The organism is Rheinheimera sp. (genome assembly GCF_036782235.1).
Lineage (GTDB): Bacteria > Pseudomonadota > Gammaproteobacteria > Enterobacterales > Alteromonadaceae > Pararheinheimera.
On the sequence record NZ_DAIPZL010000003.1, the window covers coordinates 261,052 to 283,242 of the forward strand.

19 protein-coding genes are annotated in these 22,191 nt (G+C 47.9%); 10 read left to right on the forward strand and 9 right to left on the reverse strand.

Features of this window, described 5'->3' with window-relative positions; all coding sequences use genetic code 11:
• Window positions 1-4: 4 nt before the first annotated feature.
• Complete coding sequence (locus V7P87_RS05255) at window positions 5-1,051, reverse strand: LysR family transcriptional regulator (RefSeq protein WP_333796488.1); 1,047 nt, start codon at window positions 1,049-1,051, stop codon at window positions 5-7.
• A 201-nt stretch (window positions 1,052-1,252) separates the two neighbouring features.
• Here V7P87_RS05255 and V7P87_RS05260 point away from each other — a divergent pair, with 201 nt between their 5' ends.
• Complete coding sequence (locus tag V7P87_RS05260; protein ID WP_333796489.1) at window positions 1,253-2,473, forward strand: M24 family metallopeptidase; 1,221 nt, start codon at window positions 1,253-1,255, stop codon at window positions 2,471-2,473.
• 221 nt (window positions 2,474-2,694) lie between these two features.
• On the forward strand, window positions 2,695-3,522 hold the full coding sequence (locus V7P87_RS05265; RefSeq protein ID WP_296299483.1) for an undecaprenyl-diphosphate phosphatase: 828 nt from the start codon (window positions 2,695-2,697) through the stop codon (window positions 3,520-3,522).
• Window positions 3,523-3,638: 116 nt separating this feature from the next.
• Here V7P87_RS05265 and V7P87_RS05270 read toward each other — a convergent pair whose 3' ends face one another.
• The 4 genes from V7P87_RS05270 to wecA are packed head-to-tail and all read right to left on the reverse strand — an operon-like array spanning window position 3,639 to window position 8,232.
• The gene (locus V7P87_RS05270; RefSeq protein WP_296299484.1) at window positions 3,639-4,805 is read right to left on the reverse strand and encodes a polysaccharide pyruvyl transferase family protein; all 1,167 of its coding nucleotides are present in this window, start codon (window positions 4,803-4,805) and stop codon (window positions 3,639-3,641) included.
• Entirely contained in the window at window positions 4,798-5,850 is a 1,053-nt protein-coding gene (locus V7P87_RS05275; RefSeq protein ID WP_333796490.1) for a nitroreductase family protein, read from the reverse strand. Before V7P87_RS05275 ends, V7P87_RS05270 begins: the two co-directional genes overlap by 8 nt.
• 2 nt (window positions 5,851-5,852) lie before the next feature.
• Window positions 5,853-7,172 (reverse strand): flippase, encoded by a 1,320-nt coding sequence (locus V7P87_RS05280; protein ID WP_333796491.1) that lies wholly within the window; start codon window positions 7,170-7,172, stop codon window positions 5,853-5,855.
• The gene (gene wecA / locus V7P87_RS05285; RefSeq protein WP_333796492.1) at window positions 7,153-8,232 is read right to left on the reverse strand and encodes a UDP-N-acetylglucosamine--undecaprenyl-phosphate N-acetylglucosaminephosphotransferase; all 1,080 of its coding nucleotides are present in this window, start codon (window positions 8,230-8,232) and stop codon (window positions 7,153-7,155) included. The genes V7P87_RS05280 and wecA overlap by 20 nt, the downstream gene beginning before the upstream one ends.
• 262 nt (window positions 8,233-8,494) lie before the next feature.
• On the opposite strand from wecA, the gene V7P87_RS05290 reads away from it, so the two are divergent.
• The 6 genes from V7P87_RS05290 (at window position 8,495) to V7P87_RS05315 (ending at window position 14,683) form a co-directional block, all read left to right on the forward strand.
• On the forward strand, window positions 8,495-9,544 hold the full coding sequence (locus V7P87_RS05290) for a glycosyltransferase family 4 protein (protein WP_333796493.1): 1,050 nt from the start codon (window positions 8,495-8,497) through the stop codon (window positions 9,542-9,544).
• Window positions 9,545-9,632: 88 nt separating this feature from the next.
• Window positions 9,633-10,358, forward strand: coding sequence for a WecB/TagA/CpsF family glycosyltransferase (locus tag V7P87_RS05295; protein ID WP_333796494.1), 726 nt, complete (start codon window positions 9,633-9,635; stop codon window positions 10,356-10,358).
• Between the two features lie 62 nt (window positions 10,359-10,420).
• Window positions 10,421-11,341 carry a glycosyltransferase gene (locus V7P87_RS05300; RefSeq protein WP_333796495.1) on the forward strand — a complete coding sequence of 307 codons (921 nt, stop codon included), beginning with the start codon at window positions 10,421-10,423 and terminating at the stop codon, window positions 11,339-11,341.
• The gene (locus V7P87_RS05305) at window positions 11,338-12,147 is read left to right on the forward strand and encodes a hypothetical protein (RefSeq protein ID WP_333796496.1); all 810 of its coding nucleotides are present in this window, start codon (window positions 11,338-11,340) and stop codon (window positions 12,145-12,147) included. Before V7P87_RS05300 ends, V7P87_RS05305 begins: the two co-directional genes overlap by 4 nt.
• Window positions 12,144-13,418 carry an O-antigen ligase family protein gene (locus V7P87_RS05310; RefSeq protein ID WP_333796497.1) on the forward strand — a complete coding sequence of 425 codons (1,275 nt, stop codon included), beginning with the start codon at window positions 12,144-12,146 and terminating at the stop codon, window positions 13,416-13,418. Before V7P87_RS05305 ends, V7P87_RS05310 begins: the two co-directional genes overlap by 4 nt.
• On the forward strand, window positions 13,415-14,683 hold the full coding sequence (locus V7P87_RS05315; RefSeq protein ID WP_333796498.1) for a lipopolysaccharide biosynthesis protein: 1,269 nt from the start codon (window positions 13,415-13,417) through the stop codon (window positions 14,681-14,683). The genes V7P87_RS05310 and V7P87_RS05315 overlap by 4 nt, the downstream gene beginning before the upstream one ends.
• 141 nt (window positions 14,684-14,824) lie before the next feature.
• Here the strand turns inward: V7P87_RS05315 and wecC are convergent, their stop codons facing one another.
• Window positions 14,825-16,042 carry a UDP-N-acetyl-D-mannosamine dehydrogenase gene (gene wecC, locus V7P87_RS05320; protein ID WP_333796499.1) on the reverse strand — a complete coding sequence of 406 codons (1,218 nt, stop codon included), beginning with the start codon at window positions 16,040-16,042 and terminating at the stop codon, window positions 14,825-14,827.
• 180 nt (window positions 16,043-16,222) lie between these two features.
• Between wecC and V7P87_RS05325 the strand changes: the two genes are divergently transcribed.
• Window positions 16,223-16,966 (forward strand): hypothetical protein, encoded by a 744-nt coding sequence (locus V7P87_RS05325; protein WP_333796500.1) that lies wholly within the window; start codon window positions 16,223-16,225, stop codon window positions 16,964-16,966.
• 125 nt (window positions 16,967-17,091) lie between these two features.
• Here V7P87_RS05325 and V7P87_RS05330 read toward each other — a convergent pair whose 3' ends face one another.
• A complete protein-coding gene (locus V7P87_RS05330) occupies window positions 17,092-18,927 on the reverse strand; it encodes an alpha/beta hydrolase family protein (RefSeq protein ID WP_333796501.1) in 1,836 nt (611 codons plus the stop codon).
• A gap of 313 nt (window positions 18,928-19,240) precedes the next feature.
• Complete coding sequence (locus V7P87_RS05335) at window positions 19,241-20,284, reverse strand: Leu/Phe/Val dehydrogenase (protein WP_333796502.1); 1,044 nt, start codon at window positions 20,282-20,284, stop codon at window positions 19,241-19,243.
• Between the two features lie 224 nt (window positions 20,285-20,508).
• Here V7P87_RS05335 and V7P87_RS05340 point away from each other — a divergent pair, with 224 nt between their 5' ends.
• The gene (locus tag V7P87_RS05340; protein WP_333796503.1) at window positions 20,509-20,931 is read left to right on the forward strand and encodes a DUF4826 family protein; all 423 of its coding nucleotides are present in this window, start codon (window positions 20,509-20,511) and stop codon (window positions 20,929-20,931) included.
• 82 nt (window positions 20,932-21,013) lie between these two features.
• On the opposite strand, the gene V7P87_RS05345 is transcribed toward V7P87_RS05340, so the two are convergent.
• Complete coding sequence (locus V7P87_RS05345) at window positions 21,014-22,168, reverse strand: ribosomal protein uL16 3-hydroxylase (protein WP_333796504.1); 1,155 nt, start codon at window positions 22,166-22,168, stop codon at window positions 21,014-21,016.
• Window positions 22,169-22,191 lie beyond the last annotated feature (23 nt).

Here is a 22,191-nt window from a genome sequence, read left to right on the forward strand (position 1 = left end):
TGGTTTAGCCTGATGTTTGTAATTCGGGCAGCAGCGACGCTGCGGCCTGAGCCAGCAGCCACTGATTAAAAATGGCAATTTCCTGGCGGCTCACCGAGTCCTGGCGATAATGCAGCTGATACTGGCCCCAGGGCAGCTGATAACGCCAGGGCGTCAGCGCTTTTAGCTGGCCCTGACGGATGGCATCACCGGCAATAAAACTGTTACTGAGTGCCAGACCACGGCCACAGCTGACTGCTTTGGTGGCAAGTAATGCAAGGCTCACCTGCGACATTTCCAGTTTGGCCGGCTCGCGCAGCTGCATTTGCTGACGCCACAGCTGCCAGTCTTCCCCCTGCTCTGAGCTATACAGCGGATACGCAAATACCGAGGCAGGATTGGTTAAATCCAGCAGCTGATATTGTGCAGGGGCACAGACCGGAAACCACCATTCGGTACGAATGCGCTGGCTAACAAAACCCGCAGGCGTGGGCCAGGTGCCTATCACCACATCAAAAGCGGCCGCATCCAGGCTGCTGGCGCTCGACTCCATATGCAACAACGTCTGGATCTGCGGGTATTGCTCCGTAAAAAGCGGCAGTCTGGGGGCCAGCCACTCCACAGCAATGGAGGTTTGCGCCACAATTTTTAACACCCTCTGGTTGGTTTTGCGCAAATGGTGGGTGACCGACTGCAAACGGAAAAAACAATCACCAACCACCGAATATAAGGTGGCGCCAGCTTCCGTCAGCGTGATGGGTTTATGCTGACGCAGCAACAAAGGCATACCGATAAAATCTTCCAGAGCGCGGATTTGATGGCTGATGGCACTTTGGCTGACACAAAGCTCATCGGCAGCGCGGCTGAAACTGCACAGCCTTGCCGTGGCTTCAAACGCCTGTAAGGCTTTCAGTGGTGGCAATTGCACCACGCTGTGACTAACAGCATTATGACTAACAGCATTGTGGCTAACAGTGTGATGACTCAGCGTGTTAGCGGCCGGCTGCGCAGCTGTTGTGTCCATCCTGTCTGATACAGTGAGTTGTTGTTTCTGATCTGGATGATTTGCCATAAAAACTGCTCCGCGCCTGATGGTGTGAATTTAATTCATCATTATCTGAAATCATATCATTTTATTTCATGGTAATAGCACGGGATACTCTGTGCATCAGCCTGGCGCTACAGCGCAAAAAATAGTCAGCCAACAGTACAAAGCCAATCAGTACAAAACCAGGCCAGCATAAAACCAGATCAGCACAACAAGGAGCAGCAGATGACATTAGGTGTAGGCGGAAAAACAGCAGCAGAAGCGCTGGCCACTTTGTCGGATATGACGGCGGGCGTGCAGCCTATCGGTATTAAAGAACATCAGGCGCGTATTGAAAAAGCCTGCAGCCTGATGCAGCAGCAGGGCATAGCCGCTATTTATTTAAATGCCGGCACCAGTTTAAAGTATTTTACCGGGACCGCCTGGTATGCCAGTGAGCGCCTGGTGGGTGCCTTACTCACTGCAACAGGCGAGCTGCATTATCTGGCGCCGGTGTTTGAACTTGGCACCTTAAAAGACTATTGGCTGATTGAAGGTCAGTTACATGGCTGGCAGGAGGACGAAAGCCCTTATGCATTATTTATCGACGTGTTGCGCAAGCTTGGCATTCAAGAAAACGATAAAGTGGGCCTGGATGAAAACACCGCCTATTTTATTGCTGATGGTCTGAAACAGCAGGCGCCGACGCAGCTGTTTATTAATGCCAGCTGCATCACAGCTGCCTGTCGGCAGCAAAAATCAGCGGCCGAGATTGCGTTAATGCAACGCGCCATGGAGATGACGCTGGCCGTGCATCAGGCCACCGCCAGTATGTTGTATGAGGGAATAGATACCCGTGAAGTGGAAGCTTTTATCGCCCAGGCGCATCGCAAAGTAGGTGCCAGTGGTTCTTATTTTGTGATTGTGCTGTTTGGGGTGGCCTCAAGTTTTCCGCATGGTGTAAAAGAGCCACAACAGCTGAAAAAAGGTGATGTGGTGCTGATCGACACCGGCTGTAAGCTGCATGACTATATCTCCGACATTACCCGCACCTATGTATTTGGCGAGCCCAATGAACGCCAGCGCCATTTCTGGCAGCTGGAAAAACAGGCACAAGCTGCTGCTTTTGCCAAAGCGCAGTTAGGCACGGCCTGTGGTGCTGTAGATGATGCGGCAAGAGCCGTATTAACAGCGGCCGGTCTTGGCCCTGATTATCAGCTGCCTGGTTTGCCACACCGCACCGGTCACGGCATTGGTTTGGATATTCACGAATGGCCTTATCTGGTACGTGGCAACAAACAACCATTATTGCCTGGCATGTGTTTTAGCAATGAGCCGATGATTTGTGTGCCTGGGGAGTTTGGTATTCGTTTAGAAGATCACTTCTATATGACAGAGCAGGGCCCACGCTGGTTTACCGAGCCTGCTTATAGCATTGATGATCCCTTTGGCTTAAATCGGGTTTAATGCTTTAAATCACCGGTAAAACCTGCGCTCACAGCTCATATAAACATAATGGCTTTGCCTTTGATGCCGGTTGCTCATTCAACCGGCATTATTTTTGGCTTTACCGCATCTTTTCCATCAGCGAAGGCTTGTAGCCGACAGCAACAGATACGACATTTCCCTTGCTTGTTGTCCAAAAGCCCCGATAATAACCGCCGTCTTGGTTTGTTGTTGGAGTGAACATGGATTGGTGGTTGTTATTTCAGGCTTTTATTCTGGGTATTGTTGAAGGTCTGACCGAATTTTTACCTGTGTCCAGTACCGGGCACTTAATAGTCGTCGCCGATTTAATTGGTTTTCATAACGATGGCCGGGTGTTTGAAATTGCCATTCAGTTTGGTGCCATTCTGGCGATCGTCTTTGAATACCGGCAGCGTTTTTTAGGTGTTGCAACAGGGATGTTCTCCGACAGCAAAGCGCAAAAGTTTATCCTGAATTTGTTTATTGCCTTTTTACCGGCCGCCATTATTGGTTTGTTGTTTATTAAAACCATCAAACTGTATTTATTTAACCCTATTACCGTGGCTGTGATGCTGGTGCTGGGTGGTTTGATTATTCTGTGGGCTGAGCGTCGTCAGCATCAGGTTCGGGTATTGGATGTGGACGATATCAGCTGGAAAGACGCATTAAAAATCGGTTGTGCTCAGGTGGTGTCTATGGTGCCTGGTACGTCCCGTTCAGGTGCCACTATTATTGGTGGTTTGTTTATTGGTCTGGATCGTAAAGTTGCGGCCGAGTTTTCATTTTTCCTGGCGGTGCCAACGATGTTTGCTGCCACCTTTTATGATTTATTTAAACACCGCGATTTATTAGGCGCAGCTGATATCCCGATGTTTGCCGTGGGTTTTGTCACTGCTTTTGTCGCTGCTTTGCTGGCGGTTCGTACTTTAGTCAAATACGTTGGCAATCACAGTTATGAAATTTTTGCCTGGTACCGTATTGCCTTTGGTGGTTTTATTTTATTGAGCTGGCAACTGGGCTGGATTGACTGGGCAACAGCAGCTTTTTAAAACCAAGGTTTCGCCGCTAAAAACCATCACCTGGAGTGATAGTGTTAGCGAGAAAAAAAACCGAAGCCTGGCTTCGGTTTTTTTATGGGGCGTGTTATCAGCAGCCCTTGTGGTGATTAACGCAAAGTGTCGTGCAGCTTTTGCCACATCAGCTGGTTTTTGGCTTTTAATGCCGCCGATCTTTCGGCAAGAACCGGCTGAATGTCATTTTTATTGGCCAAGAGCTGGGTGATTTTTTGTGTGAGCGTTAATGCCGATAACTCTTCAATACAATAATCGGCCATGCCAAAGTCATCCATCATAGCGTGATATTTGTGGCTCCAGCTGGTGGCAATACAAGGCACATTTTGGCTCAGCGCATTAATGGCACCGTGAAAACGCGAGCTGACACAAAGTTCGGCTTTGCCGATCAATGCTTTGACCGCCAGCGGATCTTCAATGGTGATGATCTGACAAGGCGTCAGTTTGGCAATTTCAGCACAAAGCGCTGCGTCTTCTTTGCCTTCATGATTGACCAGTACGACGTTCAGGCCAAGCTCGGTCAGCTGATTACCGGCCGCGGCAAAAGCCTCCACATAACGGGTACGCTCTGCTTCGGCATTGGCGTGGTTAAATTTGGAAATCACTTTGTTGTTGGGAATAAGGGCCGCAAAAGGGCCATCAAATTCCGGCAGGGCAGTGCGGCTCTCACCTTTTAAACCCACGGTAAAATCCGGCGTTAAGATCACGTGGGGCGGTAGCTCTGCCATACAGGACTGTAAGTGGCCTAAAGACACCGGATCGCGCACAAAAATCAGTTTTGCGTGCTGAATAATATCGCGCATTGCTGCTTTGCTTTGGGCCGATTTGAAAGGGCCAAAAGCCTGTGGCATAAAGATAAAAGCTTTGCCAGCCTCACCAAAACGTTTGACTTCACGGGCGGTATTTTGCAAAAACAGCAAAGGCCACTGGTCGCCATAAGCAAAACCTGAGGCTTCTAAAATCACATCCACTTCGCGTTCTGTGACAATGCCGTAACGCTTTAAGGTATTGAGCATAAAGTTGGGTAATTTGCCAAACCAGGGCGTGAAATCCAGCCCTTTACGGCGCAATGACAATTTTTGCCATGCGCCCAGCATAGCGCGTTCGCGGTAGGGTAAATTTGGGCCTGGGGATAACACCAGCTCAAAAGGCCGGCCTAACTGCTCTAAACCTTTTAAACAGCCCAGCAACATCAGATAAGCGCCTTTGTTGCGAAACTGCACCCCTTTAATTTCTACTTTTAATGTGTGTTGCTTAGACATAACTCAGTAATCCGGCTGCGGTTTTTTTCTCGGAATGTGGGATCAGTGCATTTGGATCTGGATATCCGACAGCAATCAGCATCACCACGCGTTCAAAAGGCTGAAGTTTCAAAAGCTTCGCTATTTTAATTTCGTAATTTTCAATATCAGGCCAGTTAATAGAGCAGGAAGCCAGGCCCATGGTTTCCAGCGCCAGCATCAGCTGCATATTGGCCAGGCTGGCATCGATATAAATGACATGGCGGTCACGCTCAAAAGGATAAGCGCTTAAATCACCGACCACGGCCAGCACAGCCGGTAAACCTTCGGCATAACCCACAGTGCCCATCGGCAGGCTGGCAAGTTTACGCAGGGTTTCGCCCTGGGTGGCGGCAATATAACGAAATGGCTGGCGGTTACAGGCACTGGGCGCCTGGGCTGCAGCAGCAACGGCACGTTCCAGTATTTCGGGCTCTACTGGTTTAGGCAAAAAGGTGCGCACCGAGCAGCGCTGCTGACAGAGTTTATAAAATTCGTCATAACTGATATCGGCTCTGGGTCTTTTTTGGTAAGGCGCTGGCGCTGCAGCGGCCTGCTGCTGTGTTTTGTTCAGCAGTGGCCTGATTTTGCCCGCTTGCTCAGCAAAAATGCCCGGCTGAGTGGCGCCTTCAGGCCAGGTGGTAACCGCAAAATAACTCTCCAGCACATCATGGGCGTAGTTCAGTAAAGTTAAATCCAGCTGGTGGGCAGGCTCCTGCAGCATATTGCCAAAAGCTTTTAAGGTTTCGTCAATATAATCAAGCGCAAACAACGACTTACGTGGCACCATTGACAGGCCTTTTTCCAGCCGGTGGATATTACGGCGGATAATCACACTGGCAATGGTCGAGCTTTCTTCATGCAGCCGGTAATGCTGACGGCCAGCGGCAGTGGCATGCATTTCACGGCGAAAATGCGGGTTAAAAAACGCATAATAAATGCCGGCAAATTTGCGGCTTTTGGCGGCATAAGGCAACAACCATAAATCCAGCCTGGCGTAGGTGGCTCGCAGCAGTTTTTTAATCACAACTAAGACTCCGGTTTGGCCGGTGGTTGTGGTGCCACCGCTTTTACTTTTAACAATTGCCAAAAATGCGCTCTGGTTTTGCCTGAGCAGAATAAAAAGAAAAATGATGCATAAGCATACGAAATTAACGTGGCCCAGGCCGCACCTTCAATGCCATAAATGGGAATCAACCACAGATTAAGCAGCACATTTAAAATAGCGCCGACACCGTGGCTTAATAAACTTAAAGGTTCGTTACCGGTAATAATTAAATGTTGGCTAATAAGCGCCCGCACAAAAATAAAACAGCCAGCCCAGACATGAATTTGCAGCACTGTGGCAGAAGGCACAAATTTTTCGCCATAAGCCAGCCACATGATCCACTTCGCGCCCAAAGTCATAAAGATGGCAATGCCAAAGGCCATCAGAAAAAACTGCACACTGCGTTTTTTCAAAATGCAAAGATAGCTGTCCCAGTGATTGTTATAGGCTTTGAGTAAATCCGGGTAATAACGTGCGGCCAAAGTAACAGGAATGACGTACCAAAGTTCAGATAACCTCGCCACAGCCGTATATTGACCCGTGGCGGCAACACCTATCATCTGTTCAATCATAATGGTATCAATTTTCAGATAAATCACCGACACAACACCGGATAACCAGAGCCAGCTGGAGCGTTTTAATAAGTCTTTGCTGCTTTGCCAGCTGAAATACCGCAAGCTAAGGCCAGGCTCGTCTGGTGCATAACGGCGCTGCCAGTAATATTGCAAAACACCGGTCAGGAAAAATTCAATGCCCACCACCAACAGCAGCATATCCACCTGGGCACCATAAATCAGCGCCACCACCCGGGCCGTCAGGGTCAGCATTGACACGACAATTTTTGACAAAGCTACTGCACGAAAATGCCCCCGATAGTTCTGGTCGTATTCACAGAGCATCATGGCGCTGAAACTTTGCAGAATAAAAAGTGTGCTGATGGCAACAGGGCCAATGGCAAAATAATGGGGGTAAAAAACGGCAAAACCCAAAATCATCAGCAGGGCAAAAAACAACCCTGCACTCAGCCGAAGCCAGAGTGCACTTTGTAGTATGGTTCTGCTTTGCTGTGGATCGGTCTGACTACTGGCCATTTTCTGCACCAGATTGTTCAGGCCCATGCTGCTAAGCGGCGTTAAAAATGCCGCCCAGACCATCACAACGCCGTATACACCCAGTGCTTCGTCGCCCAGCATCCGCGCCACCATAAAGGTCACGATGGCGCCTGCGCCCAAACGGAAAAAACGCTCCATCAACATAATGATGGCGCGTGCTTCCAGCAATTTACGGATTGTTTTTAGCACGTTGTTTTGCTTTATAACGTTTGATAAAACGGGTAATACGCCAGATATATTGTAAAGACAGTGAATAAAGACTGAATATCAGCAAAAACAATACCAGCATCACCAGATCAGGCACCATCAGATATTCACCGACAATACCAATAGTGGCCAGCATGCAGGACAAACTGGTAATAATCACCAGCGCCTGACGGGAGGTTAAACCAAGACGCAGGAAGATATGGTGTAAATGTTCACGGTCGGCCATAAAGGGCGACTGACCTTTGCGGATACGACGGATCATAATAGCTACCATATCCATCAAAGGCACTGCGATGACCCAAAGGGCGGTGACAGGGCGGAAACTGGCGCTGTCGCTTTGGCTGCCGATAATCAACAGCCAAATCACCGACAAGCCAATTAACATACTGCCGGCATCCCCCATAAAAATTTTGCCTTTGCCTTTGCCAATTAAATCCAGGTTAAACAGCAAATACGGAATAAGCGCAAATACCAGCACCATCGGCAACACCGCATGCTCCAGCTGGCCGCCAATGCCCATCATCAGGGTCAATGACACAAAACTGACACCACTGAGCATACCGGCCAGGCCATCGATGCCGTCAATCATATTAAAAGCGTTAATAGCGGCAATGACGGCAATCAGCGTCAGCGGAAGACCCACATAACCCAGGGTTACCGAGCCCAGGCCAAATAAATTGCCAAGGTCGGCCAGATATAAACCCAGGCCGTATACCATCACAGCGCCAATCAACAGTTGGGCGCAGAGCCGCAGTTTGACACTTAAATCGAGGAAATCGTCAAATACCCCCAGCAGCACAATGCTGCCGCCACACAGCAGATAGTACCAGTGGCTGTCCTGTGGCAAACCAAAAATGGCCAGAGTGGCAGCAACACCGGTAAAAATCGAAATACCGCCAATCAGCGGAATTGACCCCACATGTTGTTTGCGGCCATGGGGTTTATCTACCAGTCCGATTTTATTAGCCACAGGGATAAGAATAAAAATCGCAACTAAGGTCAGAATAAAAGTGGTGGAAAACAACACAAAGTGTTCGCGCATAAAGGATCCGCTAAATCAATCAAACTAATTATTGTTATAAAACAAAGGCGATTATAGGTGATGTTATGGTCAGTTACTATCTGCAACCATAGAAAGCTTTTGCCACTGCTGTTTTGTTGCGCAGTCAGGCAAAAACTATTGGCAGAGCCTATCATTCTGGCTGTCACTTTGCTCAATCGCAGCTTATTTTTCTGCCTGCTGGTTGTTGCCCGGTGAAGTTCCAAAGTATGATCCTGCCACTTTGGCCAAAACAGGATCTGTCGTGAGTCAGCAGCAAGCAAAAAAAGTCTTGATAGTCACCAATATGGGACCTAAAGCCTCAGCGCCTTTTCAGGGGCAATTTGTCAGGAATCAGGTAGACGCATTGTCGGCTATTGCGCCTGCTTATTGTTATATGCGCTGGCATAACAACAGCTTGCTGAACAAATTGCTGAAATACCCGGTACTTTGGCTGCAGTTTGTCTGGAACTTTGTGTTTTGCCGCACCCGCTACGACATTATTCATGTGCACTATTTTTACCCGACCATCTGGTTAGCGCTGACGTACCGCTGGCTTCGAAACCGCAAGGTTAAAATTGTGGTGACCTTTCATGGCAGTGATATTTATTTATATAAGCCCGAGCCAAGGCTTTATAAATACGCGGCCAAACAGGTGCAGCACTTTATTTTTACCAGTGAAAAGCTACAGCAGAAGTTTTTTGAAAAGCCCGCTTCTGCAGAAGTGCTGCCGGCCGGTATTCATCCGGTCTTTGCACAAACGCAACACAAAGATCGCAGTGAAAAGCCTATTGATATTCTGTATGTTGGCAGTCTGGATCTGAATAAAGGCATGGACAGGCTGCTGGCGGTCCTGCCCAAACTCAGTCAGTATCAGCTGACAGTGATTGGGCATGGGCCTTATCGGGAGAAGCTGGCGCAGGCCGCGACCCAATACCCGAATTTAACCTTGTGCGACCCTGCCAACCCTGCTTTGCTCAAACAATATTTTGAAAACAGCAAGTGTTTTATCAGCTTGTCGCGCAACGAATCTTTTGGTTTGGTGATGACTGAAGCCATGGCTTGTTACACCCCGGTGATTGCCACTGAAACCGACGGTTCCCTGGCGCAAATTAAGCCAGGCCAGAATGGTTTTTGTTTGCCACAACAAGACGAACAGCAGCTGCTAAATACAGTGGTACACACAATTCAGCAGTTATTAAGTTTACCAGACGCAGAGTACCGCCAGTTACAGCTGGTCGGACGAGAAATGGCCGAACCTTATCTGGTCAATAGAGTGGCGGATAGGCTGTTACAGCTGTATCAGCGTTTATAACCAACGACAGGCTGAGCTATGCTGTAAGACGATTTTGGCGCTTCACAATCAAAGATTTAACGAATTTAACAGGCAAGGTTCTTCATATATGGCGTTTCAACCAGATCAGGTGTCAGTCGGCGGTATCAAGGTAATGGCTTTTGCCAGTATGGCGCAGTTGGTGAATTATATTATTCGGGATGATGGCTCTGTGTTTGCCGGGGCAGCTATTGCTATTAATCCGGAAAAAGTGATGAAAGCACAACAAGATCCGGCGCTGATGCAAATTCTGAACAATGCCGAATTACGTTATGCCGACGGCATGGGCGTAGTGAAGGTGATGCGGAAAAAATTGCAAAAACCTGTAGAGCGTGTACCTGGCTGCGAAACCTGGGAAGCCTTGATGCACAGAGCCGCCGAAAAAAAAGTGCCGGTGTTTTTAATTGGCGCCAAACCTGAAGTGCTGAAGGCCACCAAAACCAAACTGGAAGCGCTGGGTGTCCCAGTGGTAGGTGCTCAGGATGGTTATTTTAAAGATGAAGATGCGCTGATCAGCCAATTAGTGCAAAGTGGCGCCAAAGTGATCACTGTTGCTATGGGCTCTCCCAAACAAGAGTTATTTATTGAAAAAGCAAAAAAACAGCTGCCTGATGCTTATTTTATGGGCGTTGGTGGTACTTATGATGTATTTACCGGCAACGTTAAGCGGGCGCCCGAGCTTTGGTGCAAACTGAACCTGGAGTGGGCATACCGTTTGTTGTCACAGCCATCGCGTATTAAACGCCAATGGAATCTGGTGGAATACCTCTGGCTGTATCTGTGCGGTAAGCTGTAATAGCTGCGCAGATACGATATCGACTGTACTCAGTAAAAATATTATGACAAGAGACTGAAACTTTGGCCGAACATCAAATCGCCGGGCGCGATACTTACCCTCTGATCAGTGTGTATATGCCCACCTTTAACCGCAGTCAGATGATGCAACGTGCTGTTGCTTCAGTGCTGGCGCAGGATTATCCGAATTTTGAATTGTTGATTGTCGACGACTGCTCCAGTGACGACACCTGGGAAGTGTTAAACCGTCTTTATGGCGACAATAACCGGATCCGCTTGTTTCGCCAGGAAAAAGGTCAGGGCGCCTGCGCTGCCCGAAACCTGGCGATTAAAGCCGCGGCCGGTGATTTTGTCACAGGCATTGACGATGATGACGAGTTTTTGCCCCACCGCTTGTCGGGCATGATGGCAAATTATGACGATCAATACTCCTGCATTTGTACCAGTTATTTCTGGGACTATGGTTCGGTACGTAAGCAGTTGTACCCGGAACAAAAAATAGTTCGTTTGCCCGAACTGCTGGACGCGCATTGTTTATCAAATCAGGCGCTGGTGCGCAAAAGCCGCATGTTGGCGCAGGGTGGCTTCGACGAGCAACTGGCGGCTTTTCAGGATTACGATATGTGGCTTCGGATGGTGGCCGCTTATGGCCCGGCATTAAGATTGTCTGACGCCAGCTATGTGGTGCACGTTGGGCATGAACTGGGCCGTATTACCACTTCGCCCAAACGGCTGAACGCACAGGCACAGTTTGTCGAAAAACACCGTGTGCTGATGAATGAGCGCAATTTGCATAATCAGGCGTTTTACCGGCGCACTATGCAAAACCTGCCGATGTCACTTGCGGAATTATTATCTTCCTGTCGTTATGGTCTGGTCGAAAGCAAGGTGCGTTATTACCTGAAGCACCGGCTGGCCTGGGCAATCCGGCTGCGGAAGCAAATTTTAAATAAAGGCATTAAAGGGCTGTTTGGGCAAAAATGAATTCACCATTATTTTCTGTGGAGCAGGATCTGAGCAATCAGATGCTGGCGGTGTTACAGCGTTTTAAGTTATGGATCCTGGTGGCTGCCGCCGCCGGCGCCCTTGCTGCTGTGCTCTATAGCAAAACAGCACCGAAATATGCCGAAGCGCGGGCAGTCTATACCCTGGCTGAACACAAAGTGGCGCAGCTGGCTGCTGTGTACGATAAATTACCGGCGCAAACCTCCCTGATGTTGGGGGCGCTTGAAGTGGATGAAATGGCACGTTTTACCTTGTTGCTGGACCATCCGCAGGTTTGGCAGCAGCTATGGCAAAATGCTGACTTGTGTCAGGCACAAAATACCTTATGTGCTGGAGGCGACACCAGCAAACAACAGCAGCTGACGGCAACATGGCGCTCAAAATTTGCTTATGACCACAAAAGACGTGGCAATCAGCTGACGGTCAAATGGCGTGCGCCAACGCCCTCCGAAGCAGAGCTGCTACTCTCTGCCATGATGCAAAGCGCCGAAGCTGAATATAAAACTCAGGCAATCAGCCAGTATCGTGCGCGTCAGGCCGACTTACAACAGGCACTGGATAAAGCTACTACAGTCGGCGAGCGTTCAGAGCTCAGTATGCAGCTGGATAAAGTACAGGCTGAGCTGAATGTGCTGCAGCATGGCCGTCAGATGGTGCTGCATGCAGTACAGCCTTTGACGGCAAAAGAGCCAAAAAACAAACCTCTGCTGTTTATTGCCGTTGTCGGGGCGCTGCTGTCAGCCCTTGGCGCTATCTTGCTGGTTTTGGTGTTTAGCCGCAGATGAATGAACAGACTGGGTTTAAATTACCTTTACTGGATTTGCTGATCATCCTGCTGGCCAAATGGTATCTGCTGATTGATGCTGCCAACGGTGTGGTGCTGAGTCTGAGCGGCCAAAGTGTGCCGCTTTCGGCGTTATACAAATCTGCGTTATTGGTGTTGTTGTTTTGTGCTTTGTTGCGTGACCAGGTGCGTGGTTTGTTAGTGCTGATGGTACTGGCAATATTGTTATTGGCCGGGCCTTTTTACACTTTGCTGCAAACAGGCAACAGCAATGGATTTTCTTATGACGCTGGTATGGTGTTAAAACTGTTATCGCCTTTGCTGGCCGCTTTGTACTTTTTTCATTTTTCCAAACGCTCGCCGGTGCAGGCGCAGCAGGCTTTACATCAAATCTTTTTATTTAGTTTTACTATTCTGGTGCTGAATATGCTGCTGGGGCGGCTTGGTTTTGGTTTTAGTGCTTATTTACCCAATGATTATTTACCTGATTTAAATCTTGGTACCAAAGGATATTTTAAAGCCACCAATGAGCTGTCCGCTTTATTACTGGTGTTGAGTGGTTATTTATTGGCCTGTTACTGGCCTGTGGCCAAATTAAAGTTTGTGCTGGTACTTGGCCTCAGTTTATTTGCCGCCAGTTCCATGTTGACTAAGACCGGCATGGCCGGCGTGCTGCTTTTAGCGTTACTGATCCCATTATTGCAGGAAAAAGACAGCTGGCTGAAGTATCGCCGGCAGTTGCTGATTTTACCTATGCTGCTGGCGCTTGGTGTGCTGTTGTTGTACTGGCAATGGCCTGTGCTGCTTGCTAGCAGTGTCGGGCAAAAACTGCAGCTGGTGTATCAACAGCAGGGGGTGCTTGGGGTGTTGTTGTCATCGCGCGATCAGTATGCGCTGGATAACTGGCTTGTCAGCAGCTGGTATTTTGCCGACTGGCACCGGCTTGCCGGCATCGGTAACACAGGCCTTGAAATATACAGCAGCAAAGCTCTTGCCGAAATTGACCCCGTGGATTTGCTGTTGTGGTTTGGCCTTGCCGGGCTCAGTTATTTTCTGCTGTGGTTTGCACTTATTTTAAAACAAAGCTGGCATGCGTATCTGTTGGCGCCGCGCACTGTGGTGGCCGGCATTTTTGTGCTGAACCTGGTGTTATTGCTGGTGGCCACTATGGCCGGCCATGTGCTGACGTCGGGCATGCTCTGGATCCCATGGGGTATGTTAAATGGCGCTGTCTGGTTATATATCCGGAACTTGCAGGAGCCACTGCCGTGATCCGCAGCGATTTTGCCCGAAAAATGATGAGCAACAGTGTGGCGCAGGGGCTGAATTTTGGCTCTCGCTGGTTATTAAATCTGGCACTGGCGCGACATTTACTGGAAACCGAATTTGGCTTATTCAGTTTTGTGTATATGCTGGCCAATCTGTTTTTCCCGACTATTGCTTTTGGTGTGAATTTTTATCTTATTCACAATGCGGCAAAAGAGCGCAATATCAATGCCTTAATCAGTAGTTTAACCATCAGTTTGCTGGTGTTTGTTCTGCTCTGTGCTGGTTTTGTGGGTTACAGTCTGCTGGCGTCGGATCCACTGCCTTATAGTCTTTATCTGTTAAGTCTTTCCATAGGATTAGTGTGGGCGCTGAATCAGGCTATTTTCAGTTACCTCAAAGGCGCGCAGCAGTTTGCCATTGAAGTAAAAAGTCAGCTGCTTGGTTCTGCTCTGATGCTGGTGCTGGTGGCTTTTGTCTGGTTTGAAGCTATTGATGACACGGCCTCAGTGCTTGGCTGGATTTTAGTGTTAAGTCTGGCGCCATTGGCAGTTGGGCTTAAGGTGATCTGGCCGCAGTTTGGCGCGATGGCTTTGGCGCCGGTGCAATTATGGCGGGCCTTATGGCAGGGCAGAACCTGGCGTGACAGGTTCAGTTATGCCTGGCATGACGTTTTTGCCATTTACCTGACCAATATTCCTTTTATTTTTCTAGCGATGTTCAGCACCCTGACCGCGCTTGGCCAGTTCCGTAAAGCTTTTATTTTGTTTATGCCGGTAACTTTACTGCCAGTGGTGTTTTCCCAGGTGTTGTTGTCCAAACTCAGTGCCAAAGCCCTATTGCAGGACAAAGTCGCGTCGTTTAAACGTATTTTGCTGCTGAGCCTGCCGTTGTTGTCTTTGCCTTATCTGTTGTTGATGCTGCTATATCCCTGGTTGTATCCATGGCTTTTGAATGAGCGGTTAACGCCTGATACCGATCTGGTGACTTTACTGGTGGTGATCACGCTGTGGTTAACCCTGGTGAAAACTTATTTTGAAGTCTGGATCACGGCAACAGGGCGCAGTGACTGGCGGGCGGCCAATGTGACTCTGGTGGCTTTGTTAAGTTCGCTGGCGTACTTGTGGTTAAATGACGAGCTGGATTCTGTCAGTGCCGCCTGGGTGTTTATGTGGTCAAATCTGACCGCTGTGTTGTTGTTACAGATTTTGTGCTGGCGCGGTTATCTACAGGATAAAAAAGCTGCGATCACAACAAGCACACATGGCTAAAACATAGCTAATACAGAGCTAGGATAGGGCTAAAGCCTGATTGGCCGGTGTGACTGTGGTGCAGATAAAAAAAGGAGCTGAATTCAGCTCCTTTTTCTGTCGTGGATTTGCCGTTTTGACAAAACGACCGGGTAAAAACCTTTATTCACCCACCACGTTAATAACGGTTTTACCGCTAAAATCAACGCCAGTAAAGCCTTTGTGTTTCACCAGAATGACAATAATATCCGCTGTTAAACCTTGCTCCAGGCTTACCAGTTCGGCATTGGCGTGCAGTTTATTGGTGCTGTGAATATTTGGCTCTACCGCCATCACTTTACCGTTGTAGCTGTCAGCCAGTTTATTGGTGATATGCAGCGCCGGGCTTTCACGTAGGTCGTCGATGTCGGGCTTAAAGGCCAGACCAAAACAAGCCACTGAGGGTTTATTTAAGCTATGGTTGGCAATAGTCGACAGGACTTTTTGCAGCACCCACTCAGGTTTAAAGTCGTTCACTTCACGGGCAGTGCGGATAATCTTGGCTTGCTCAGGGGCTGAGTGCACAATAAACCATGGATCTACCGCGATACAGTGGCCGCCTACACCGGCACCAGGAGTCAGGATGTTGACGCGCGGGTGACGGTTTGCCATCCGGATCAGCTCCCACACATTGATGTTCAACTTGTCACAGATCAGCGACAGTTCATTGGCAAAAGCAATGTTCACATCACGGAAGGCGTTTTCAGTCAACTTGGACATTTCTGCGGTACGGGCATCTGTCACCAGTAATTCACCAGCAACAAAGGTGTTGTACAAAGCTTTGGCTTTGGCCGAACAAGCTGCACTTAAACCACCGATAATACGGTCGTTCGAAATCAACTCATGCACCACTTTGCCTGGCAGTACCCGCTCAGGGCAATAAGCGACATGTAAATCCGGGGTGCTGGAGTCCGTTGGCAAGGTTAAATCCGGGCGGCTCTCTTTGATCCATTTACAGATGAGTTCTGTGGTGCCAACCGGGCTGGTGGATTCCAGCACCACCAGGTTGCCTTTGGCAAGCACAGGGGCAATAGATTTCACCGCAGCTTCAACATAAGACAAGTCCGGTGATAAATCGTCAAAAAACGGCGTAGGCACCGCAATCATAAAAGCGTCAGCCGGCGCAGCTTTGGTCTGGGCAGATAAATAACCGCCCGTAACAGCGGCATTCACCAGCAGATCAAGCTCTGGTTCCACTATATGAATTTTGCCCTGATTAATAGTGTCTACTGCGTGTTGATTCACATCAACACCAATCACTCTGAGTTTACGTGAGGCCAGCATGGCCGCTGTTGGCAAGCCGATATAACCCAATCCAATCACTGATACTGTTTGCAACATAGCGTCACTCCGATTGCTTGCTATTTTTGTGGCAGATAGTATCACAGCTTGCGACTAAGTAAGCGGGCGTCAAGCCCGGGCAATACAAAAATAGTTGGCTCTGGTATTTTTATTGTCGCTGGCGTCAGAACAAATGAGCTGTCATCATTGCACCTCGGCGGGCAGTTTAAGGAGTATGCTGTGAAAGATTTAATTGAGCCCTTTTTATATCCCCACAATGTATTTTTGTGGGGGCTGGTGTTTGCAGCTGTCAGATATCGTAAAAAGGGGCTTTGGCTGTTGCTGTTATGGTTTTATGCTTTTGGCAATGGTTACCTTGGCAATCAGGTGCGCGAATGGTATTACAACAACATCAGTGCCACAGAAATAGCGCCTGGCTTTCAAGGAAACTATGTAGTGTTAGGTTGTGGTGGCAGTGAAACAAATTTGCCGGATTGTGCCAAAAGCCGGCTGGACCAGCTTGCGCAAGTTTTAGAAAATAGCCCTGCGACAACAACAGTTCATATCACCACATTATATTGTCAACCCTATCTGGATTATTTACAGAAACAACTAAAAACCCAGGTAGAGCTGGATTGTTTTCACGGTGGCGCCACTACTTATCATGAGTTTTATCAGTTAAATAACCGGTTGGATAAAAACATCCCTTATATTTTTGTCAGCAGTGATTACCATGCGTTCAGAGTCAAGCGTCTGGCCGAGCAATATCAGTTAAATGCCATTGTATTGTCGGCACCCAGTTCAACTTTTAAACCTGTCAATTGTGGTACTGCTTGCTTACTGACGGTGAACTTATCGAATTTTGATTTATTCGCCAAACTGACCGCCGAGATCAGCAGTTATTATGTATATGCCATCACCAAAGGTTGGGTCAGCTGGTACAAAGAAACTCAAAGCCAGCAGCATAAAGAAACTAAAGCTTGATCTGTCGCTGTTTTAGCGGACAACAGCTAGAGTATTGTCGCATCGTAACCATAAAAAACGCAGCCTGTAAGCTGCGTTTTTTTATGGATAAAACTTGGTTTGTGTTTTCACTTCAAGCCGTAAATTTACAGCGGTAAATAACGTTTTAAGAAAGTCTCCATTTGAGCAAAAGCTTCGGTACGTTCTTGTTCGGTATCAAAAAAGTGCGTACCGTCTTCCTGCTCCAGATAACTGACCGGGACATTTTTCGCTTTTAAGGCACTATAAAGCTCTGCTGACTGTTTATATGGCACTCGGGTATCTTTTACACCATGGATCAACAACAGTGGCTTTTTGATTTTATCCAGATGATGTATAGCCGACACTGCATCCAGTGTTTTTGCGTTATTTTCATAATCGCCGATAGTGGTCGCCTGAATGGCTTTTCTGGTGTCGTTGTTGGCTCCGTCTGATCTGAGCATGGCTGTTAAGTCAGAAATGCCGGAGATGGAGACAAAACACTGAAATTTGTCGCTGTCGCGAAAGCTGGCAACCAAGGCGGCATAACCACCATAACTGGCACCGACAATACAACTGCGTTTGGTGTCCAGATCCGGATTGGCACTCACGGCAGCAAGTGCATCCATCAGATCATCCTGCATTTTTTGGCCCCATTGCCGGTAACCGGCAGTTTCAAACTGAGTACCAAATCCGGCTGAACCACGGAAATTAACCTGCAGCACGGCGTAACCCATAGCACTGAAGAACTGCACAAAAGGGTCAAAGTTTTTGCTGTCACGGGAAATGGGGCCACCGTGCGGGAATAGAATGACAGGTGCCGCTTTGTCTTTTTGCAGGGGCACTGTCAGGTAACCCTGCAATGGCAAGCCGTCCCTGCTGGTAAATGCAATAGAGGTGACCGAAGGTAAAGCCGTTTTTTCCAGATGCGGATACTGACTAAACCAAAAGGCTGCTTTCTTAGTATTAAAGTCCAGTGTCAGAAAACGACCAGGCTGATTGTCTTTGACACTGTAAATCACCACACGTTTGCCATCATCGCTGTAGCTGGTGATGTAAGAATGCCGGTCGGGCATCAGCGCTTTAATTTGTTGATTATGTTGATGTTGCTCCCGATCAATAAACACCTGTTCATAAAAATCTTTGGTAAAACCATAACCAATCAGTTTACCGGCTTTGCTGTAGGTTACATTGATATCATGGCCTTCAACCTGATACACCGGGGCGCTGATTTCACCTGTCGCTAAATCAAAATAAGCCAGATGGTTAAAATTATTTTTATAGTCGGTGTTCACCAGCACAGATTTACCGTCAGCAGATAAACCCACAGGGAAGAAGTCGATATCGCCAGTTAGATCAATGGTTTTTAATTTCTGCCATGGTTGATCCGGAGCTTTTTTAAACTCGACACTGAGCAACTGCTTATCAAGCACTGTAGAAAAAACAACATTACCTTTGCGATCTGATACAAAACCGGAGCGGTCACCGGCAGCACTTTCAACTTTACTGAATTTACTGTCATAAACGTTGACCTTGAATACCGCATAACCCCGGTCGCGTTCGTCATAAGCCCGCACTAACACATGATCATCGTCTTCGGCTAAATCGTTCAGCAGATAAGTACTTTGCAAGCCTGCAACTCTGCTGTCTTCTGCTTTTTTATAAGTCGCCTGATTTCTGATTTCGAGCAAATCTGAACCGTCACTATTTACTGCATACATGGTATGGATACGATAAAAGCGGCCGGCAATATATTTAGCTCGGCTGGCGTTAATTAATAATCTTTTATTGTTCACCCAGTCCACCGATTCAATCCGGTCTGAGCTTGATTTTAAACTGACCAGTGCTGTGGTTTCATGCTGACCAAAGGGGGCAGTCATCACAACGGCTTTGCCTTCAATATGAAAAGTGCCTGCCAGTGTTTCGCCATCGGGCGATATCGACACATCCTGGACCAAAGGCATCTTGCCAAATTTTCCAGCAAGTTCAGAAGCTTGTAATGAAGGTTGAACAAAAATTGCAAGCAGTAGGCTTATTACACTAAGCCCTGGGAAATGTTTCATTAAGGTCATCCCTGAAGTTGTTATTCAAGCAAAACCGCATGAACAGCAGGTTTTGCAAATTTAATGCAAATGTTGTTGTTAGTTATCTGTTTGGTTGATAAAACAAATATTGCCTATTCAGTGTACAGCTTTTCGGGAATTAAAAAACCGCCTTCAGGCGGTTTTTTACAGAAAGAATAGCCAACACCACACTATCTGGTGTGTCCGGTACTGATTATTTCCGGCCGCGGGCAATAATTTCCTGCGCCATTAAATCGGCAATAGCGTTAGTGGGTTGTTGCTCGGTGTCAGCTCGCTGGAAGATATTCAGCAGTGTATGGTAAATCTCCATCACTTTGGCCGTTGACTCAGACTCACTGTAACCTTCAGGGCGCATTTCAAAAGATACGTTAATAATGCCACCGGCGTTAATCACATAATCCGGGGCATATAAAATGCCTTTTTGTCGTAACAATTCACCATGGCGGGCCTCTTTGAGCTGGTTGTTGGCACAACCGGCAATGACTTTACATTTGAATTGTTCAATTGTGTGGTCATTGATAGTGGCACCTAAGGCACAAGGTGCATAAATGTCACATGGCTGGCTATAGATTTCATCGAGGCCAACAGCAGTGGCATTAAACTGAGCGACGGCACGGCTGACTGCGTCCTGATTGATATCGGTCACAATCAGTTTTGCGCCTTCTTTGTGCAGGTATTCACACAAATAAAAACCAACACTGCCAAGACCTTGTACTGCAACAGTTAAGCCCTTTAACGAATCATTGCCAAATTTGTGTTTGGCTGCTGCTTTTAAACCCTGATAAGTGCCAAGAGCAGTAAATGGTGCAGGGTTACCGCTTTTACCTTCCAGACCTGCAACATAAGGGGTTTCTTTATTGACAATAGAAATGTCGGCCGTGGTAATGTTTACATCTTCGGCACTCACATAACTGCCGCTTAAACCGTGCACAAACTTACCAAACTTGCGGAATAAAGCTTCTGACTTAATGGTTTTGGCGTTGCCGATGATGACCGACTTGCCACCGCCCAGCGGTAAACCTGCCATGGCGTTTTTATAAGTCATACCGCGGGATAACCTTAACACGTCAACCAGCGCATCTTCGTCAGCAACGTAGTCCCACAGCCGGCAACCGCCAACCGCCGGGCCGAGTTTGGTGCTGTGGACGGCGATAATGGCTTTTAAGCCGGTTTCTTTATCGCTGCAAAATACAACTTGTTCATGGTTGTCAAATTCTGGGTGGTTAAATACTGCCACGTCTTATTCTCCGTTGTTATCAGCAGGCGCAGGGTTAAACTGCAGCCTGGCAGGGGACCGGTTTTTTCGCGGCGGAATGTACCACTTCAGACCGGTTTTCGCCATCAATCCCAAAAAATAATGTCTGGTCAGTCCAGTGGATTGTCGACAATTTATCTTGCTGCTTGTCAAAAAGCCTGCCCTGACTTAGAGTGCATTTTTTAGTTGTAGTGAAGAGAATTAGCATGACATCAAACAATCAGCAGCAACCTCAGGCCTTCACAGAAGACCAAATCAATGAATGGGTGCGACAGCAATTTCAAAAAGCAAATTTGCATCTGGCTGAGCAGGGCATAGTGATGGACAATGTTGCTGTGCAGGAATCCCGTTATCTGCCGCCTTATGTTGCAGTGTGGAAAATTAATGCACTGAATCGCCAAGGTTACTGGGCTATTTCCGGTGACTTACCAACAGACTACCTTGAAGCCAGCGGTGCCATTGATGCCAGAGAGGCTCTCAGGGCTTTCTCGCTGCGCTGGCAAATGAAAGCTCAACAGCTGATGAATGCCGGTGTGCAGGACCAAACAACAGCCGATTATATACAGCTTCTGATTAGCCGTGCCCATTCGTTGTATGACCTGTTTGAGAGTGAAAATCTCTGGGGTTAGCCCTGTTTTAGCAAAAGTACCCTAGTTGAAAGAAAAAAAGCCACTGGAAAAAGTGGCTTTTTGAGACTGTTCCGCTATGGGTTTATTCAATAAAATACCAATAACCCAGATTGATCAGCATGGTTAACAATTGCAGTTTTGACGGGTCTTCGGCAAAGCTGGCCGCTGTTGCCTGATCCAGTTGCACTTGTTCACAAAGTTGCTTAACTGTCGACAATTCTGTCGCCGGCAAGTTGATGGTATTGCCATTGATAAAAAGCAGAATGTCGTCGTTAGGGCTTGGCTGAATATAACAACAACGTAAACCGCCCAGGCGGGCCAGTACCGAACCTTCCTGCAAATATTCAGCAATTTCATCGGCCTGGTAATGTGGATCCGGTTCTGTGGCATCCAGTTCGTGTTTGGCATGGGTGATATAACTGCCAAAATAACGCGCCAGTAATTCAGGTTCATCAATCATTTGTTGCAGTAGGTTTTTCACCTTCGCAAGATCCCTGGCGCTGATTTCGCCGACTGCGTTGGTCGCCGTGCGGTCCGGATCGGTAAAACGGTCACCGTTGATTTCATTTTCAATCAGAAAATCAGCCAGGCCCGTGACTAAATCTTTTTGAGCCGGGGCACGAAAACCAACGGAATAACTCAGACTGGCATCTACCGAAATACCGTCATGCGGGCATCCTGGTGGAATATATAAAATATCACCAGGCTCGGTGATCACATCAATACAGTCGGTAAAAGGAGTTACCTGTAACAAGCGCGGATGTGGGCAATGTTGTTGCAGGCTGTTGTCTGGCATGCCAACTCGCCAGTGTCTTTTACCCATGCCCTGAATAATAAATACATCGTATTGATCCAAATGAGGGCCAACACCACCACCCGGGGTCGAAAATGAAATCATTAAGTCGTCAATCCGCCAGTTGGGGATAAAACGGAAGGGCTCAATCAGCGCGGCCGATTCAGGATGCCAGTGATCTACGGCCTGCACCAGCAAGGTCCAGTTTTGTTCACCAAAACTGCTGAAATCGTCAAAAGGACCGGTTTCCAGCTGCCAATCCCCGCTGGCGTTACTGACAATACGGGATTCAATTTCTTCTTCACCGGCCAGACCGGCCAGTTCATCCGGACTGATGGGATCGGCAAAGTTGGTAAAACCCTGTTTAATCAGCAATGGCTTTTTTTGCCAGAATTCGGCCAGAAAACGCTCAATGGTTACATCGTGCAGATTTAAAGTGTACATATCTGAATTCCTTCGTCAGAAAA